This window comes from Streptomyces sp. NPDC047085 (assembly GCF_040643735.1).
In the GTDB taxonomy this organism is placed as follows: Bacteria; Actinomycetota; Actinomycetes; order Streptomycetales; family Streptomycetaceae; genus Streptomyces.
Window position 1 is genome coordinate 373,446 of record NZ_JBEYUW010000001.1, and the last position, 17,112, is coordinate 390,557.

Sequence of the window (17,112 nt, forward strand, 5' to 3'; positions counted from 1 at the left end):
AATCGGTTCGACGCGCGGGCGGCGATACGGTGACACGGCTGATGAGGGTGAGGAGCGCCTGCGTGGTGCTCCTCACCCATGTACGTCGTGTTTCGTGGGGGAAGACATATGGGCCCCGTGCCCGCCGACCGGCCCGGCCTCACCGTCTCCGTGATCATTCCGGTCCACAACGCGGTCGACCACCTGCCGGAGTGTCTGCAGTCGGTCGCCGATCAGTCGATCGGGTTCGAACGGATCGAGATCGTCGCGGTGGACGACGGCTCCACCGACGGCAGCGGTGAGCTGCTCGACGCGTGGGCCGAGCGCCACCCCGGCCGGATCCGGGTGGTCCACCAGGAGAACTCCGGTGCGCCGGGCGGCCCGCGCAACCGGGCCATCGACATGGCCGAGGGCGAGTTCCTGTTCTTCGCCGATCCGGACGACTACCTGGGCACCGAGGCCCTGGAACGCCTGGTGGCCGCGGCCGAGCGCAACGCGTCCGACGTGGTGCTGGGCAAGATCAAGGGCGTGGGCCGCAAGGCTCCGGTCACCCCGTTCCGCGCCAACGTGGACGGGGGCGACATCTTCTCGTCCAAGGGCGTCTGGTCGCTCACCGCGCACAAACTCTTCCGGCGCTCCCTGGTCATGGAGCACGGGCTCCGCTTCGCCGAGGGCATCCGGCTGGCCGAGGAACAGGTCTTCGTCGTGCCCGCCTACCTGCTGGCCCGGTCGATCTCCGTCGTGTCCGACTACGACTGCTACTACCTGGTCCGCCGCGACGACTTCCCGCACCTCACCCAGGAGACCCCGGACCCGGCCCGCTTCTACGCCAACGTGCGCGACGTGCTGGACATCGTCACGGCCCACGTCCCGGCCGGCAAGAAGCGCGACAAGCTGCTCTACCGCTGGCTCACCCTGGAGATCCTCGGCCGCTTCGACCAGCGCTTCGCCGACCTCCCGGAGGAGACCCGCGGCCTGCATGTGAAGCTGGCCGGGCAGCTGCTGAGCACGTACATGCCGCAGCCGCTCGTGGCCCAGCTGCCGCCGCTGTCCCGGCTGCGCTGCCTGCTGATCTCCCAGGGGCTCGTCGAGGAACTCACCGCCCTGACCACGCTGGTCCCCAGGCCCGAGCCGAAGCCGGCGCCGGCGGCCACGGCGACGCCCCAGCCGCGCGGGAGGCGTGGCCGGTACACCCCCGCCAGGGTGCTCAAGGCCGTCAGACGCCGCCTGCGGCTCGGCCGTTGACCGCGTACGGCAAGGGTGGCGCAACACCGCCAGGGCGGCGCATACAGACGGGGCGGGGCCCGGAGGACATGTCCTCCGGGCCCCGCCCCGTCGGCGTTCGCGTACGGCGCCGTACCTACCGGCTCACAGCTCCTTGGCCTGCTCCAGCATCCGGTCCACGACCCGCGCCGAGGCGTGGCCGTCGTCCAGATCGCAGAACAGGTGGTGGAAGCGGTCGAAGCGGTCCTGGTACTCGGCGGACACCTTGTCGATGTCCTGGATCGCGTCGACCAGCTCCTTGGAGTTGAAGACCAGCGGGCCGGGGGAGTCCTTCTCGAAGTCGAAGTAGAAGCCCCGCAGGGTGTCCCGGTAGTGCTCCAGGTCGTACGTGAAGAACAGCATCGGCCGCTTCAGGTGGGCGTAGTCGAACATGACCGACGAATAGTCCGTGATCATGATGTCGGCCGCCACGTACAGGTCGGCGATGTCCGGGTACTCCGACGCGTCCCACACGAACCCGTTGCCGGCGCCGGGCACCGCGTCCACCACGTTGGAGTGGCGGCGGATGAGCAGGACATGGTCGTCACCGAGGCGCCGCTGCGCGTCCTCGAGGTCGATGCGCAGGTCGAACAGGTACTGGCCGGCGCTGTGCGACTGGTCGTCGCGCCAGGTCGGCGCGTACAGCACGATCTTCTTGCCCTCGGGCAGCCCCAGGTGCTTCTTCACCCGCTCGGTGATGGCGGTCTTGTCCTCGTCCGAGGAGTACAGGTAGTCGTTGCGGGGGTAGCCCGCCTCCTGGATCTCCCCGTCGTAGGAGAAGGCCCGCTTCAGGATCGGCGTGCTGAACCGGTTGGAGGACACGACCAGGCTCCACTGCTTGGCCTCCAGCGCCAGCTTCTCCTGGTAGCGGCGGTCGAAGTGCAGCGTGTCGATGTCGTGGCCGATCTTCTTCAGCATCGTGCCGTGCCAGGTCTGCACGATGACCTGGCCGGGGCGCCGCTCGATCCAGTCCGGCAGGTGGCCGTTGGTGACGATGTAGCGGCTGGAGGCCAGCGCCTCGTACCACTCGCGGCCCCACATCCGGACCCGCTCCACGCCCTCGGGCAGCAGGACCTGCCCGTCACGCACGGCCCACAGGTGCTTCAGGTCCGAGCCACGGGACACCAGCTCCTCGTACATCGCCCGGGGGCTGTCGGAGAACTGCTTGCCGTTGTAGCTGAGGTAGAAGACCTGGTCCTTCAGCGGCTGCCGGCGCAGCGCCTCGTACACCTCCCGGCGCAGCTGCTTCTGCCGGTACGGGCCGCGCTCCAGGTCGTCCAGCTCCGAACGGCAGTTCAGCTGCGGGAAGTCGGCCCAGCGGTTCTCCAGCCAGTAGCGGCGGCCGCCCAGTTCGGCGCGGAGCGGGAACTGCTCGGCGGCCAGCCGGTCGGTGACGAAGGGCACGTCGGGGCCCTGGCCGTCGGCCGGGCGCAGGAAGAGGTTCCAACGGCCCGCGCGCAGCGGCACATTGCCGCTGCCACCGAGCGTGGAGGGGTCGAAGGCGACCTCGAAGCGGCCGTCCTCGAACCAGCGCGGCTCCACGAACCGCTCCTCGAAGCGGGCACGCGGCTTGATCAGCAGCCGGGAGCCGGCGAGGCGGACGTCGGTGCGCCCGGTGATGGTGATACGGCCGTCCCGCAGAGCGACCTGGTCGATGACGGCACGCCGGGTGCGGCCGGACAGCTTCAGGTAGCCGTTGTGCCCGCCGACCACGGCCAGTTCGCACAGCTCGGCCTGCTCGCCCATCGACGCGGGCAGGTTGAACCGGCCGTCGGCCAGGCCCTCCTGGATCACGGTGCTGAACTGGCGCTCGGTGCCCTGCGCATCGGTGGCGACCAGCACGGTGGACCAGACGCGCTTCTCGGGCTGGGCCTTGGCGTCGACGCCCTCGTGGAACACCAGCGCCACGTCGGCCACCGGGACCTCGACCGAGAAGGAGCGGGTGCCGCCGTCCTCGGTGACGTCGACCGGGTACTCGTGGACCTCGGCACCCTTCTGGTTCTTTACCCGGAGCGCCACGCGCTCGCCGACGGCCAGGGGGACCCGGATCTCGCCGGTGATCCGCAGCCGCTCGCCCTCCAGCGTCCAGCCGGTGATCAGCGCGCGGACCTTCTCGACGCGCAGCTTGAGCGCGCCGCCCTCGACCGACGGCAGCATCCGGAAGTCGGCGCTCAGCCAGCGGTAGGGCGGGAAGTTGCAGGCGGCGCCGCCGCTGGACTGCACGGCGGCCCGGCGCACCAGGCCGGAGGCGTACAGGCCGAGGCCCACGTGCCACAGGCCCTCCCGCCACTCACCGCCCTTGCGCAGCTTCGCCGGGTCGAGGGTGACCTCCCAGCCGGCCCAGTCGTAGTTGTAGCGGTCCTGGCCGGAGTCGGTGGTGCACTCGGGGCTCTCCACGTTCCGGGCGGGCAGCAGGGTACGGCGGCGGGACTTGTCCTTGCGCAGCTGCAGGACCTTCACCGAGGAACGCTTCGAGGCCAGGTCGATCTTGTCGATCCAGGCGTTGCCGGACAGCACCAGCTTGCCGTCGGACCAGGTCACGTCCTTCAGCGGGGCGCGCATCTGCAGGTCCGGGTCGATGCGCAGCGCCTTGCGCGGGAAGTCCACGTCGGCGTCGGCCAGGGACGGGAAGGAGGCGTACTTGCGGACCAGGCCGCTGACCTCGATGGCCTCCTTGCGGCGCTGCCCGGCCAGCAGGGTGATCAGCTCGTCGAGCTGGTGCTTGCGGACCAGCAGCCACTGCACGCGCAGCGGGGTCGGCAGGGCCATCACGACCTTGGGGTCGATGTGGTCCAGGAAGCGGTTGGCGGAGCGCAGGAACTCGGCGCGGTACTCCTCGTCGCCGTCGGGCACCACGTTGAGGAACAGCCGCAGGTCGTCCACGAGGACCCGGGTGTCGTACTCGTTCTTCAGGCGGGCGAACGTCGCGCCGGGCTGCTTGCCGAGGAAGTCGCTGATCTCCAGCACCGAGGTGACACGGTCGCGGACACCGGCGGGGTCGGTACGGCGCTGCGTGATCGAGGGGGCGGACTCACCCTCGCGCAGCCGCCAGTAGTAGCAGGGCTCGGAGATCACGTCGACGGCGTCGGCGAGGTAGTGCGCCCGCATGGTGACGGGGGTGTCCTCGTACAGGCGGCCCTCGGGGAAGGCGAAGCCCTGCTTCTCCCAGAACGTCCGGCGGAACACCTTGTTGCAGGCGATTCGGTCGGCGACGAGCTTGGCGTAGCGGGAGATGTGGGTGCGCTGGCGCGCCTCGCCCGCCAGCATCCGCATCAGCGGAACCTGCCAGGACTTCTCGCCCTTGAGGTGGAAGACGTTGCCGGTGGCGAAGTCGGAGCCGGTCTCGTCCAGGCTGCCCACCATCAGCCGGTAGGCGTCCGGCGGAATGAGGTCGTCGCTGTCGACGAAGGTCAGGAACTCCGCCTCGGGGGACATGTGGGCGATGCCGGTGTTACGGGCGGCCCCCAGGCCTCCGTTCTCCTTGCGTATCAGCCGGAACCGCGGGTCGCGCTCCGCGTACGTCGCGGCGATCGCCGCGGAGCCGTCGGGCGAGCCGTCGTCCACCATCAGGACCTCGAAGTCCTGGAACGTCTGCGCCGCCAGCGAGTCGAGACAGGCCGGCAGATAGTGCTCGACGTCGTACATGGGCACGATGACACTGAGCCGAGGGGCCATGCTTGTTGATCTCCTTCTCGGGGTCAGGCCCGCTCGACGGTCGCGAGCGCCTGGGTGGGGGCCGGAGCGTGGGAACGCTCGGCGAACGGCACGAAGGGCAGCGGCTGCGTCTCGCCGAGGAAGACCCGCCGGACCACGCGCTCGGCGGCCCGGCCGTCGTCGAACTCGCAGAACCGGCGGCGGAAGGCGTCGCGGCGCGCGGCCGCTTCCTCACCGCGGTACGCGTCCGAGCCCAGCAGGCCGATCAGCTCGGCCTGGGTGGTGGCCACCGCGCCCGGCGACTCCTGGAGCAGGTTGAAGTAGGTGCCGCGGACCGCGGAGTAGATGTCCCAGTCCGGCGCGTAGATGATGATCGGCCGGTCCAGGACGGCGTAGTCGAACATCGCGGACGAGTAGTCCGTGATCAGCGCGTCCGCGGCGAGGTACAGCTCCTCGACCCGCCCGTGGCCCGAGACGTCGACGATCCGGCCGCTGCGGCGCAGCTCGGCGACGTGCGGCGAGCTGCCGTAGAAGTAGTGGCCGCGCACCATCAGCGTGACGTCGGGCCCCAGCTCGTCGGCGAGGCGGGCGAGGTCGAGGCTCGGCTCGAAGCCGGGCTGGTACTCGCGGTGCGTGGGCATGTACAGGAACGCCCTGGTGCCGTCGGCGAGCCCGAGGGCCGTCCGGGCCCGGCGCACGTCCGCGGAGGTGGCGTTGACGAGGATGTCGTTGCGGGGGTAGCCGCTCTCCAGGGAGACGTAGGAGCACGGGTAGACGCGCTCCCAGACGGTGGTGGAGAAGCGGTTGGAGCTGAGGCTGAAGTCCCAGCGGTCGCAGCGCTCCAGGAGCTTGTCGAAGTCCATGTCCGTCGAGGCGGGGTACTTCTGCTGGTCCAGGCCCATGGTCTTCAGCGGGGTGCCGTGATGGGTCTGCAGATGGACCTGACCCTCGCGCTTGACCACGCTGTCGGCGAAGTTCACGTTGTTGACCAGGTACTTGGCGCGCGCGAGGGCCGCCCAGTAGTCCTTGGAGCCCACCCGGACGTACTCCACGCCCTTGGGGACCTGCTCCACCGCTTCCGGCCGGATGGCCCAGACCCGGCGCATGTGCGGGGCGAGGCGGGCGAGCTCGGCGTCGATGGCCGCCGGGTTGCAGGAGACGCTGCGGCTCCAGTAGGCGGAGAAGAGCGCCAGGTTCTCGTCCAGGGGCAGCCGCAGCTGCGACTGGTAGAAGACGCCCATCGCGCTGCGCTTGGACCGGTTGAGGGCGCTGCGGGTGCGGGTCCGGACCGCGTTGCGGAGCTTCACGACGGCGGTGGCGCTCGCCATGGCGGTGTACGCGTCCTTCTCCAGCATCGCGTACTTGTGGCCACGGCCTCCGCCCGGCCGGGTGAAGCCCTGGGGGAGCCGGGCGCGGTAGTCGGCGGCGGCGCGGTGGAAGAACTCCGCCCGGGCGTCGGCGGGCAGGCGGTCCGGGCGGTCCAGGATGGTCAGGAAGTGGTCGACCATCTTGCGGAACAACGGCGCCCGCCACTGCTCGAGTTCGGGGCGGGCGTCGAGGAACCCGAAGACGCGCTCGTACTGGTCGAAGACGTCGAAGTGCTTACGGCTGACCGTCTTCAGGATGTTCCCGCCCTCGCGGCGCTGGCGGTACATCACACAGACCTTGCTCAGCACCGCGATGCGCTCGGCGCTGATCAGGGAGCAGAAGGTCCAGGGGGCGTCCTCGTAGTAGCCGGGCGGGAAGGTGAATCCCTCGCGGAGGACGAAGTCCCGGCGGTAGGCCTTGTTCCAGACGATCTGCAGCAGGTCCAGCAGCTGCGGCCGCTCGGCGAGCGGGAAGGCCTCCGGGCCGTCGGGCTGGAGCAGGTCGGCGAGCTGGTTGGGGCGGACCCGGCCGTCCCAGTAGCTGCGGGCGTAGTCGAAGACGAGGATCTCGGGATCGTCGGCGGCTTCCAGCCGCTCGGATATCGCCCGCAGGGCGCCCTTGGTCAGGGTGTCGTCGCTGTCCAGGAACAGGACGTAATCGCCCTGAACCTTCTCCATGCCCGCATTGCGCGCGCGGCCCAGCCCCACATTCTCCGTGAGGTGAATCACGTGAATCCGTGCGTCGCGCTCCGCGTACTCGTCGAGAATGGCGCCCGAGCCGTCCGGCGAGCAGTCGTCGACGGCGATGACCTCGAAGTCCGTGTAGTCCTGCCCGAGCACCGAGTCCAGGCACTCGGCCAGGTAGCCCTGCACCTTGTAGACAGGGATGACGAGAGAGAGTCTGGGCATCCTTACACCTGTTCCGAGACTGATTACGTGAGCGTGGGCCGGGACCCTGGCCCGCTCCGTCCGCCGACGGGCCCGCAGTACGCCGCCGCATCAGGGTAAAGGATTCACTTGAAGTTTCCGTGGGCGAGGTAGCGGGGGATAGTCACAGAACTGTCGCAGAGTCCCGCCTCTGCCCATGTGGGACGCATTCTTGCACCCGGCCCGGCGAAGCGGCCATCACCGGTGCCGCCAAAGGCTTTTACATTTGCCTCGATTGTCCGAAATTGCCCCGACTCGATTTTCCGTACTCCATGAACGAGTCTGCTCTCTCATCGGCAGAACCGAGGAGGCGTGGGAATGAGCTGGCTGGTCACGGGTGGCGCCGGGTACATCGGTGCGCATGTGGTGCGCGCCATGCGGCAGGACGGCGAGAACGTGGTCGTGTACGACGACCTGTCGACCGGCAGCGCCGACCGCGTGCCCGCCGACGTGCCGCTGGTCGTGGGCAGCGTGCTGGACCGGGCCCTGCTGGAGCGGACCATGCGCGACCACGCCGTGACGGGTGTGGTGCACATCGCGGCCAAGAAGCAGGTGGGGGAGTCCGTGGAGCGGCCGCTCCACTACTACCGCGAGAACATCACCGGCCTGCAGACCCTGCTGGAGGCGATGACCGCCACCGGCGTCGGCCGGATCGTCTTCTCCTCCTCCGCCGCCGTCTACGGCATGCCGGACGTCGACCTCGTGACGGAGGACACCCCCTGCGTCCCCATGAGCCCCTACGGCGAGACGAAGCTGATCGGCGAGTGGCTGATCCACGCCGCCGCCCGGGCCCACGGCATCCGCGCCGTCTCCCTGCGCTACTTCAACGTGGCCGGAGCCGCCGCCCCGGAACTGTCCGACTCGGGTGTCTTCAATCTCATCCCCATGGTCTTCGAGCGGCTGGAGGCCGGCGAGGCGCCGCGGATCTTCGGCGCCGACTACGCCACACCGGACGGCACCTGCGTACGTGACTACATTCACGTCCAGGACATCGCCTCCGCCCACCAGGCGGCCGCGGTACGGCTGCGCGAGGCCCCGGAGGGCACCTCGCTCGTCCTCAACATCGGCCGGGGCGAAGGCAGTTCGGTCCGGGAGATGGTGGACCGCATCCTGAAGGTGACCGGCAACGAGCACCAGGCGCCCGAGGTCACCGACCGCCGCCCCGGAGACCCGGCGCGGGTGGTCGCGGCCGCGGACCGCATCCAGACGGAACTGGGCTGGACCGCCGGCCTCGGCCTGGACGACATGATCGAGTCCGCCTGGCAGGGCTGGCGCCACCGCCACGGCTGAGCGACGGGGCGGGCGGGTAACCGGAGGAGCCGCGGGATCTTCGGCTCCGCCCGCTCCTGTCAGGCCTTCAGGTCCGCCCTGTCGCCCATCACCACGACAGGGTGGAGCGCCGGGTCGAGCGTGCGCAGCAGATACCGCATCGCCGACTCGGACTGGCTCACGCACGCCGACGTGCCGCTGCCGTGGTCCATGTGCAGCCAGATGCTGCCGCCCTTCGACTGCCCCTCGGGCCGCGTCGGGTCATTGGGCGGAGTGCCCTTGACGCGGTTGTAGTCGATGGCGATGACGTAGTCGAAGTCGTGCCAGTACGCCTTCTTCCAGTAGCGGGGCGCCTGGAAGGCCGCGGACCGGGTGTACGGCAGCTTGACCCCCGGCGCGTCGTACACCCCGCCCGCGTCGCTCAGCGTGAACACACCCACCGGGCTGCGCCGGTCCCCCTCGTGATGGTCCGTCGTCCAGCCCCTGCCCCCGTTGTGCGCCGCCCAGGAGCGCTCCCGCTTCCAGACGGAGCCGTACTTGGTGAAGAGCGCCACGGTGGAGTCGGGGGAGTTCTTCCCGGCGCCGTACACGGCGACCACCTGACGGGAGCCGGCGGGCACCTGCCCCCACAGCCGGTCCCCGATGCCGGGCACCCGCTTCAGGTCCGTCTCCTGCGGCCGTGCGTCGTCCGCGTGCTTCCGTGCCGCGGCGGCGCGCCCGTGGCCCGAACCGCCGCACGCCGAAAGGGACATCACCAGCAACGCACCGCAGGCCGCTCCCGTGACGACCCGTATCAACCCGCTCTTCCGCATGGGTTCCATGGTCGCAGACCGTATTGGACGTGCCTGTAACCGTCCTGTCGCAGTCTCAGGCCGGGCGTAGTGCCGGATGGCTCGCCGAATTGTGTGTGTGGGAGGGAGGAGAGAGAGCCCTACCCACTCGTGCTGTACACGCAGCCGACCAGTTCCGTCGGAATTCCGCGCACGGGAGATGCCTCGTGCCGGGACTGCGCCCGGAGGCGTCCCGGCGGGCCGGACACGGCTCCCCGTCGGTCTCGCGAGCGGCGCTCGCGTACCGGTCCGGCACGTGGACGACGCGAGCACGCTCCGTACACATCGCGTAGATTGCAACAGCCACGTCCGACGGGGCGTGGGCGCGAGGTCGGAGGGAAGCACGTGTCAGCGGCAAGGCAGCAGGTCGCCCAGGCCCGCAGGATCGTCGTCAAGGTGGGCTCCTCGTCGCTCACCACCGCCGCGGGCGGCCTGGACGCCGACCGTGTCGACGCGCTGGTCGACGTCCTCGCCAAGATCCGCAGCGGGGGAGAGCGGGAGATCGTCCTCGTCTCCTCCGGCGCCATCGCCGCAGGTCTCGCCCCGCTGGGACTGCGCCGCCGGCCCAAGGACCTGGCCCGCCAGCAGGCCGCCGCCAGCGTCGGCCAGGGCCTGCTCGTCGCCCGCTACACCGCCTCCTTCGCCCGCTACGGCGTCCGCGTCGGCCAGATCCTGCTCACCAGCGACGACATGAGCCGCCGCGCCCACCACCGCAACGCCTCCCGCACCCTGGACAAGCTGCTCGCGATGGGCGCGTTCCCGATCGTCAACGAGAACGACACCGTCGCCACCGACGAGATCCGCTTCGGCGACAACGACCGCCTCGCCTCCCTCGTCGCCCACCTCGTCCGCGCCGACCTGCTGGTCCTCCTCTCCGACATCGACGGCGTCTACGACGGCGACCCCAGCAGGCCGGGCACCTCCCGGATAGCGGAGGTGCGGGGACCGGAGGACCTCGAAGGCATCGAGATCGGCAGCGCGGGCAAGGCCGGCGTCGGCACCGGCGGCATGGTCACCAAGGTGGAGGCCGCCCGGATCGCGGCCGCCGCCGGCATCCCCGTGGTGCTGACGAGCGCCGTCCACGCCGCCGACGCGCTCTCCGGCGGCGACACCGGCACCTACTTCCACCCCACCGGCAAGCGCTCCGCCGACCGCTTGCTGTGGCTCCAGCACGCCTCGACCCCGCAGGGCTCCCTCACCCTGGACGACGGCGCCGTCCGCGCGGTCGTCGAGCGGCGCACCTCCCTGCTGCCCGCCGGAATCGCCGCCGTCGACGGCGAGTTCAGCGCCGGCGACCCCGTCGAGCTGCGCGACGGCACCGGGCGCGCGGTGGCCCGCGGGATCGTCAACTTCGACGCCAAGGAGATCCCCCAGCTGATCGGACGTTCGACCCGGGAGCTGGCACGGGAACTGGGCCCGGCCTACGAACGCGAGGTCGTCCACGCGGACGACCTGGTTCTCCTGCACGCGTGACCAGCGCGGACCGGCCGCAAAACAGGGCGTATGGACCGCCCCCGGTGGGGGACGTTCCGTAAAACCGCCACGCGGAGCCCGGCGGCCTGCTCAACTTTGTCTCGGAGACGTGTCGGGCGACGTGTCGAAGGGACACGTTCCGTCAAGGGGCCATGCGTGAAGGAGGCCGTTGTGAGACGAGTCCGTCCTGGGGCGGCGTCCCGGGGCGCTCTGACGAGCGTCGCGGCCGGAAACACCTACGAGGAGCCCAAGGACCTGCCCCGCCTGTGGCACGTCACCCTCAGCGTCGCCGGGGAGGACGTCCCCGTGCAGGACCTGCGGCGCGCTCTGGAACAGCTCGCCCACGACCACCCCTTCCTGCTGACCAGCAGATACGCCGGCGACCACGCGGAGATCCGGTACTGGGAGGAGGCCCGCGACCTGCACGACGCGGCCGCCGTCGCCCTGCGCCTGTGGGGCGAGCACCGGCAGAGCGCCGGCCTGCCGCCCTGGGAGATCGTCGGCCTGGAGGTCATCGACCGCGAGACCTACCACCAGCGCATCGCCGAGGGCTACGGTCCCGCACCGGCGACACCCGTAGGCGTACACCCCTTCTGACTTTCACCCCATTGATCCCGTCTCGGGGTGTGGAACGGCCGCTGAGACCGTGCGCACCGCGCACTACCCTTCCCTCATGACCTCGCTCTCGCCGTACGACTCGATGACCCCGGTCACCCAGGCCGCCTACCGGGCCAAGGCCGCCGCCGCCGACCTCGCGCCGCTCCCGCGCGCCGTGAAGGACGACGCGCTGCTCGCCATCGCCGACGCCCTGGAGGTCCGCACGGCCGAGATCGTCGAGGCCAACGCCAAGGACGTGGCCAAGGCCCGGGAGACCGGCACCAGCGAGGCCATCGTCGACCGGCTCACCCTCACCCCCGAGCGGATCCGCGCCATCGCCTCCGACGTCCGCGACGTCGCGAAGCTGCCCGACCCGGTCGGCGAGGTCGTCCGCGGCTCCACCCTCCCCAACGGCATCGACCTGCGCCAGGTCCGCGTCCCGCTCGGCGTCGTCGGCATCATCTACGAGGCCCGCCCGAACGTCACCGTCGACGCCGCCGCCCTCTGCCTGAAGTCCGGCAACGCCGTCCTGCTGCGCGGCTCCGCCTCCGCCTACGAGTCCAACACGGCCCTCGTCCGGGTCCTGCGGGACGCCGTCGGCGGCGCCGGCCTGCCCGCCGACGCCGTCCAGCTGGTGCCCGGCGAGAGCCGCGAGTCCGTCCACGAGCTGATGCGCGCCCGCGGCCTCGTCGACGTCCTCATCCCGCGCGGCGGCGCCTCCCTCATCCAGACCGTGGTCATGGAGTCCAAGGTCCCCGTCATCGAGACCGGCACAGGCAACTGCCACGTCTACGTCGACGCCCACGCCGACATCGACATGGCGATCGACATCCTGATCAACTCCAAGGCCCAGCGGGTCAGCGTCTGCAACGCCGCCGAGACCCTCCTGGTCCACCAGGACATCGCCCCCGCGTTCCTGCCCCGCGCCCTGGACGCCCTCGCCGAGGCCGGCGTCACCGTCCACGCCGACGAACGGGTCATGGCCTACGGCAAGGACTCCAAGGCGACCGTCGTGGAGGCCGTGCCCGAGGACTGGGAGACCGAGTACCTGTCGTACGACATCGCCGCCGCGGTGGTGGACTCGCTGGACAAGGCCGTCGAGCACATCCGGCTGTGGACCTCCGGCCACACCGAGGCGATCGTCACCACCTCCCAGCAGGCCGCCCGCCGCTTCACCCAACTGGTCGACTCCACCACCGTCGCCGTGAACGCCTCCACCCGCTTCACCGACGGCGGCCAGTTCGGCTTCGGCGCCGAGATCGGCATCTCCACCCAGAAGCTGCACGCCCGCGGCCCGATGGGTCTGCCGGAGCTGACCAGCACGAAGTACATCGTCACCGGCGACGGTCACGTGCGCCGCTGAGGTTCACCTCTTCGGCCCCCGGGCCGGCCGTCCGAAAAGGTGTCTCGACGGGCGGACGAATTTCCATACCGTCTGCCCAAATTGACCCCCCAGGTCTACTCTGGACCCGTGCCGGAGGACGTGGGGGGCACGCCGTTCCCTGACGGCTGGGAGCCCGACGACGACCACGACCGCGGGGTGTCGGACGAAGAGTTCGCCTCCGTGGTCTTCGACGAGGCCTTCATACAGGCGGCCACGGTGCACGAGCCGACCGCCGTCGAACGCCTCCTGGCCGCCGCCCAGGCAAGAGCTGAGGCCTCCGAGGCCGAAGCACGCCGCGCCCACGCCAGAGGCGAGCGCTACGACGACGCGTACGGCCCCGAGGGAACCGATTTCGGTCATGATCGGGACGACGACGAGCTGGACGACACCTACGTCCTCGGCGACCACGACGGCTCCGCCGGCCCCTACGGCAAGCAGGTCCGCTGGCACCGCCCCGTCGCCTGGGTGCTCGCCCTCGTGATGGGCATCGGCATGGTCGCGCTGGCCTTCGCCGCGGTCTACCGGGGCGGCTCCTCGGGCACCCGCGACCAGGTTCCGCCCCCTGCCTCCACCGGTCTCGAGCAGGGCAGCGCGGCGGCCCCCTCCGTCTCCACCGACTCCCCCCAGCCGGCCTTCTCGGCGATCCCGCGTTCCCCCTGAGCGCCCCGCACGCTTTGGTGAGAACCTGTCAGAAGTTGTCGTGTACCAGCGCGTTTACCCGAGGCCCCTGAGACCTACTCTGAAAGTATGGGCGGGCCTGGAGACCCACCGGAGGGGACACCCGAGGGCGGCCCCGGAGGTGCGGACGACGAGTACCGATCCGTCGTATTCGACGAATCGTTCGTCCGTGCTGCCCGCCTCCAGGAGTACTCCGCGCAGGAGCGTATGGCCGACCACGCCCCCGCCGTGCGCCGACGCCCGCCCCTGCGCCGCGGACTGACCTGGCAGATCCTCGTTCTCGTGGTGCTCGTCGCCGTCGCCTTCGGCACCGCGATCTACATGGGCGTCCGCCACCCCTACGGCTCCCCGGAGACCCGGCAGCCCGCCGAGCCCCTGCGGATGACCGTCATCCCGCTCGCCCCGCAGGGCAAGGTGCCCGGCGCCGCCAGCGCCAGGACCCTCTACACGCACAGCCCCGCCGCCCAGTTCGAGGTCGGCGCCGCCGGGATACCGCTGCCCGCCACTCGCAGCACCGCGCACTTCTCCGACAGCCAGGTCACGGCCGGCCTGAGCATCGCCAGGACCTACCTGGTGCGCTCCTCGCTCGACCCCGACGTGCTCACCGGCCGCCAGGTCCGCCCCGCCCGGGCCCTCCTCGACGCCGACCAGCTCGACCAGTTCGACCAGAGCTTCGACCACCCCGCCGCGGACGGCCGGCACGCCCCCACCGGCTGGGTGGTCCGGTTCGACCCCGCACGGGCGGAACTCGCCGACGACCAGATCCGCGTCCTCGGCACCCTCCAGGCCACCGAGACCGACCCGGCCACCCTGGAGATCACCTCCGACAGCACCTTCGTCTACGCCCTGCGCCCCGTCGGCACCGGTGACCACTCCGCGGTGTCCCTGTTCACCGTCCGCCGCGCGCTGACCTTCCGCTTCGACCGCGACGACCTGCGCGTGGGCCAGACCCGGCTGGTCACCTCCTCCACCGAGGCGGGCCCGCTGTCCTGCGCGGAGGACTCGACCTCCTACCTCCGCCCGCTCCTGTCCGGCCAGAGCGCCCGGACGGGCGGCCCGGCCGGCACCAACCCCTACACGACGGACAGCGCACCAGCCCTCTGCGGCACGCTGGCCGCTGAGGCCCAGCCGAAGGTGTGAGTGGCGCGGCGGGGTGCCGTGAGGGGTGGGGTGCCGTGAGGGGTGGGCGGGGTGGTTCCTCCAGGGAGAGTTACTCCTCGTCCTGGGGCGGCGTGTCGCGCGGGCCGTCCTTCGGGGGAGCCGGGCTCCTGAAGCCGTCGAAGCCCCGGCGGACCCGGCCGCCCAGGTCGCCGGCACCGCCCGCGAGGTCCGTGACCAGCTTCATCAGCGGGTCCTTGGACGTCTTCACATCGCTGGCGTAGCTCGCCGCGGACTCCCGGAAGGAGTCGCTGACCCTGGTGTCCTTGTCCTCGCTGCGCCGCGGGTAGTGGCCGTCCAAGATCCGCTGGTAGTCCCGGGACTCGGCCCACTTCTTCAGCTCCGCCGCCCTGATGGTGGCGAAGGGGTGCGAGCGGGGCAGCACATTGAGGATCTTCAGCACGGAGTCGCGCAGATCGCCCCCGGACTCGTACTCCTCGGCCTGCTCCAGGAACGCGTCCACGTTCATCTCGTGCAGATGGTTGCCGCCCGCGATCTTCATCAGGCCGCGCATCGAGGCCCGCAGATCCTGTCCCACCAGCAGCCCGGCCCGGTCCGCCGACAGCTCCGACTTGCGGAACCACTCCCGCAGCGCCGTCACGAGCGCCATGACCGCGAGGTTGCCCAGCGGGATCCACGCCACCCGCAGGGCGAGGGTCGTCAGGAACAGCAGGATCGTGCGGTACACCGAGTGCCCGGACAGGGCATGCCCCACCTCGTGCCCGACGACCGCCCGCATCTCCTCCTCGTCGAGCAGCTCGACCAGACCCGTGGTGACCACGATGATCGGCTCGTCCAGCCCGATGCACATCGCGTTCGGCTGCGGATCCTGGTTGACGTACATCGGCGGGACCTTCTCCAGGTCCAGGATGTAACAGGCGTCCAGCAGCATGTCGTGCAGGTGCGAGAACTGCCGCTCCGAGACCCGCACCGAGTCGGACAGGAACAGCAGCCTGAGGCTGCGCTCCGGAAGCAGCCCGCTGAGCGCCTTGAAGACGGTGTCGAAGCCGCTCAGCTTGCGCAGCGCCACCAGAGCCGAGCGGTCGGCCGGATGCTCGTACGCACGCGAGGAGATCCCCGGGAAGCGCTTGCGCTGCCGGCTCGGCACGCGCTCGCGCCCGGTCTGCTCGTGGCCGTCGTCGGACATGTCATCCCCCATGTGCGTGTGAGTGCCCACTGTCCCCCCGAGGCAGGGCCCAGCCTAGGCGGAGATACCGTGGACGGGCAGTACAGCCGAAGGAGCCGAGCCATGGAGCACCACCCCGCAGCCGTCCGGCTGACCGAGGCCGCCGCGAGCGCCGTCCAGCAGCACGGGGCGGGAAATCTGCTCCGTATCGTCCTGATCGTGATGGTCCTGGGCTGCGTACTGACCGCATGGTTCCTGCTGCGCGGGTACAAGCGGAAGGACGACTGACACGGCGGGAAAGTTCCCCGCCGACGCCCCGGGAAGGTTGCCGCGTCCCAGGGGTCCCGGCCACCGCCCCTCCCCAACGGCGGAGTCGGCGTGATCGCCGCCGGGCCGCCCGCTTACGATGAGCCGACATCTTTATCCCGCCCACACGCGATAGGTCCTGCCGAAGATGAGCTTCCACAGCGCCGCTGCCCAGTTGGTCACCCTCGCCGCCGAGGGCGAGGAGCACGGTGGCAACCACAACAGCCTGAACCCGGCCGTCACCGGCGGCGCGGCCCTGGTCATCCTGCTGCTCCTGCTGTGGATCACCACCCGCTTCAACCGCGACCGCTGACCCGGGACCCGGTCCCCGGCCGGGAGCCACAGGACGGGCCGGTAGGGTCTGCACGCATGGGAGAGCAGGACATGCCTACCGGTCCGGCGGACGAGACGGCCGCGCACGCGGCCGACGCCACCGCTCAGCACGCCGACACGGCGACCGGCACGGTGAAGACTCCGTCGTACCCGGCGGGCCACGGCCCCGCCCACACGGGCAAGCGCCGGCTCGGCGTCATGGGCGGAACGTTCGACCCGATCCACCACGGGCACCTCGTGGCGGCCAGCGAGGTCGCCGCGCAGTTCCACCTGGACGAGGTGGTGTTCGTCCCCACCGGCCAGCCGTGGCAGAAGACCCACCGCAAGGTCTCCCCGGCCGAGGACCGCTATCTGATGACGGTCATCGCCACCGCCGAGAACCCGCAGTTCTCCGTCAGCCGCATCGACATCGACCGCGGCGGCCCCACCTACACCGTGGACACCCTGCGCGACCTGCGCGCCCTCAACCCGGACACGGACCTATTCTTCATCACCGGCGCCGACGCCCTCGCCCAGTTGCTGACCTGGCGCGACTCGGCGGAGCTGTTCTCCCTCGCGCACTTCATCGGCGTCACCCGCCCCGGCCACCACCTCACCGACCCCGGCCTGCCCGAGGGCGGTGTCTCGCTGGTCGAGGTTCCGGCGCTGGCCATCTCCTCCACAGACTGCCGTGCGAGAGTCGCCAAGGGCGACCCGATCTGGTACATGGTGCCGGACGGAGTCGTGCGCTACATCGACAAGCGCGAGCTGTACCGCGGCGAGTGAGCC

Annotated in this window: 14 protein-coding genes; 10 read left to right on the forward strand and 4 right to left on the reverse strand. The window is 70.6% G+C overall.

Features of this window, described 5'->3' with window-relative positions; translation table 11 throughout:
• Nucleotides 1-108 precede the first annotated feature (108 nt).
• Nucleotides 109-1,224, forward strand: coding sequence for a glycosyltransferase family A protein (locus ABZ865_RS01435; protein WP_361222266.1), 1,116 nt, complete (start codon nucleotides 109-111; stop codon nucleotides 1,222-1,224).
• Nucleotides 1,225-1,347: 123 nt separating this feature from the next.
• Here the strand turns inward: ABZ865_RS01435 and ABZ865_RS01440 are convergent, their stop codons facing one another.
• Entirely contained in the window at nucleotides 1,348-4,917 is a 3,570-nt protein-coding gene (locus tag ABZ865_RS01440) for a CDP-glycerol glycerophosphotransferase family protein (RefSeq protein WP_361222268.1), read from the reverse strand.
• A gap of 23 nt (nucleotides 4,918-4,940) precedes the next feature.
• The gene (locus ABZ865_RS01445; RefSeq protein WP_361222270.1) at nucleotides 4,941-7,172 is read right to left on the reverse strand and encodes a bifunctional glycosyltransferase family 2 protein/CDP-glycerol:glycerophosphate glycerophosphotransferase; all 2,232 of its coding nucleotides are present in this window, start codon (nucleotides 7,170-7,172) and stop codon (nucleotides 4,941-4,943) included.
• Nucleotides 7,173-7,508: 336 nt separating this feature from the next.
• On the opposite strand from ABZ865_RS01445, the gene galE reads away from it, so the two are divergent.
• Entirely contained in the window at nucleotides 7,509-8,480 is a 972-nt protein-coding gene (gene galE, locus ABZ865_RS01450; RefSeq protein ID WP_361222272.1) for a UDP-glucose 4-epimerase GalE, read from the forward strand.
• A gap of 59 nt (nucleotides 8,481-8,539) precedes the next feature.
• Here the strand turns inward: galE and ABZ865_RS01455 are convergent, their stop codons facing one another.
• Nucleotides 8,540-9,271 (reverse strand): hypothetical protein, encoded by a 732-nt coding sequence (locus tag ABZ865_RS01455; protein ID WP_361224294.1) that lies wholly within the window; start codon nucleotides 9,269-9,271, stop codon nucleotides 8,540-8,542.
• 363 nt (nucleotides 9,272-9,634) lie between these two features.
• On the opposite strand from ABZ865_RS01455, the gene proB reads away from it, so the two are divergent.
• The 5 genes from proB (at nucleotide 9,635) to ABZ865_RS01480 (ending at nucleotide 14,561) form a co-directional block, all read left to right on the forward strand.
• Nucleotides 9,635-10,762 carry a glutamate 5-kinase gene (gene proB / locus ABZ865_RS01460; RefSeq protein WP_361222274.1) on the forward strand — a complete coding sequence of 376 codons (1,128 nt, stop codon included), beginning with the start codon at nucleotides 9,635-9,637 and terminating at the stop codon, nucleotides 10,760-10,762.
• 171 nt (nucleotides 10,763-10,933) lie between these two features.
• A complete protein-coding gene (locus tag ABZ865_RS01465) occupies nucleotides 10,934-11,359 on the forward strand; it encodes a hypothetical protein (protein ID WP_361222276.1) in 426 nt (141 codons plus the stop codon).
• A gap of 76 nt (nucleotides 11,360-11,435) precedes the next feature.
• Nucleotides 11,436-12,722, forward strand: coding sequence for a glutamate-5-semialdehyde dehydrogenase (locus tag ABZ865_RS01470; RefSeq protein ID WP_361222278.1), 1,287 nt, complete (start codon nucleotides 11,436-11,438; stop codon nucleotides 12,720-12,722).
• A gap of 81 nt (nucleotides 12,723-12,803) precedes the next feature.
• Entirely contained in the window at nucleotides 12,804-13,403 is a 600-nt protein-coding gene (locus ABZ865_RS01475; RefSeq protein WP_361222280.1) for a hypothetical protein, read from the forward strand.
• 87 nt (nucleotides 13,404-13,490) lie between these two features.
• Nucleotides 13,491-14,561: a hypothetical protein gene (locus ABZ865_RS01480; protein ID WP_361222282.1), complete on the forward strand. Its 1,071-nt coding sequence runs from the start codon at nucleotides 13,491-13,493 to the stop codon at nucleotides 14,559-14,561.
• 70 nt (nucleotides 14,562-14,631) lie between these two features.
• Here the strand turns inward: ABZ865_RS01480 and ABZ865_RS01485 are convergent, their stop codons facing one another.
• Nucleotides 14,632-15,726: a M48 family metallopeptidase gene (locus ABZ865_RS01485; RefSeq protein ID WP_361222284.1), complete on the reverse strand. Its 1,095-nt coding sequence runs from the start codon at nucleotides 15,724-15,726 to the stop codon at nucleotides 14,632-14,634.
• Nucleotides 15,727-15,828: 102 nt separating this feature from the next.
• Here ABZ865_RS01485 and ABZ865_RS01490 point away from each other — a divergent pair, with 102 nt between their 5' ends.
• From ABZ865_RS01490 to nadD, 3 genes are all read left to right on the forward strand, one after another.
• Nucleotides 15,829-15,993: a hypothetical protein gene (locus ABZ865_RS01490; protein WP_361222286.1), complete on the forward strand. Its 165-nt coding sequence runs from the start codon at nucleotides 15,829-15,831 to the stop codon at nucleotides 15,991-15,993.
• A 166-nt stretch (nucleotides 15,994-16,159) separates the two neighbouring features.
• Entirely contained in the window at nucleotides 16,160-16,324 is a 165-nt protein-coding gene (locus tag ABZ865_RS01495) for a hypothetical protein (protein WP_361222288.1), read from the forward strand.
• A 56-nt stretch (nucleotides 16,325-16,380) separates the two neighbouring features.
• Complete coding sequence (gene nadD / locus ABZ865_RS01500; RefSeq protein ID WP_361222289.1) at nucleotides 16,381-17,109, forward strand: nicotinate-nucleotide adenylyltransferase; 729 nt, start codon at nucleotides 16,381-16,383, stop codon at nucleotides 17,107-17,109.
• The last annotated feature ends 3 nt before the right edge of the window (nucleotides 17,110-17,112 follow it).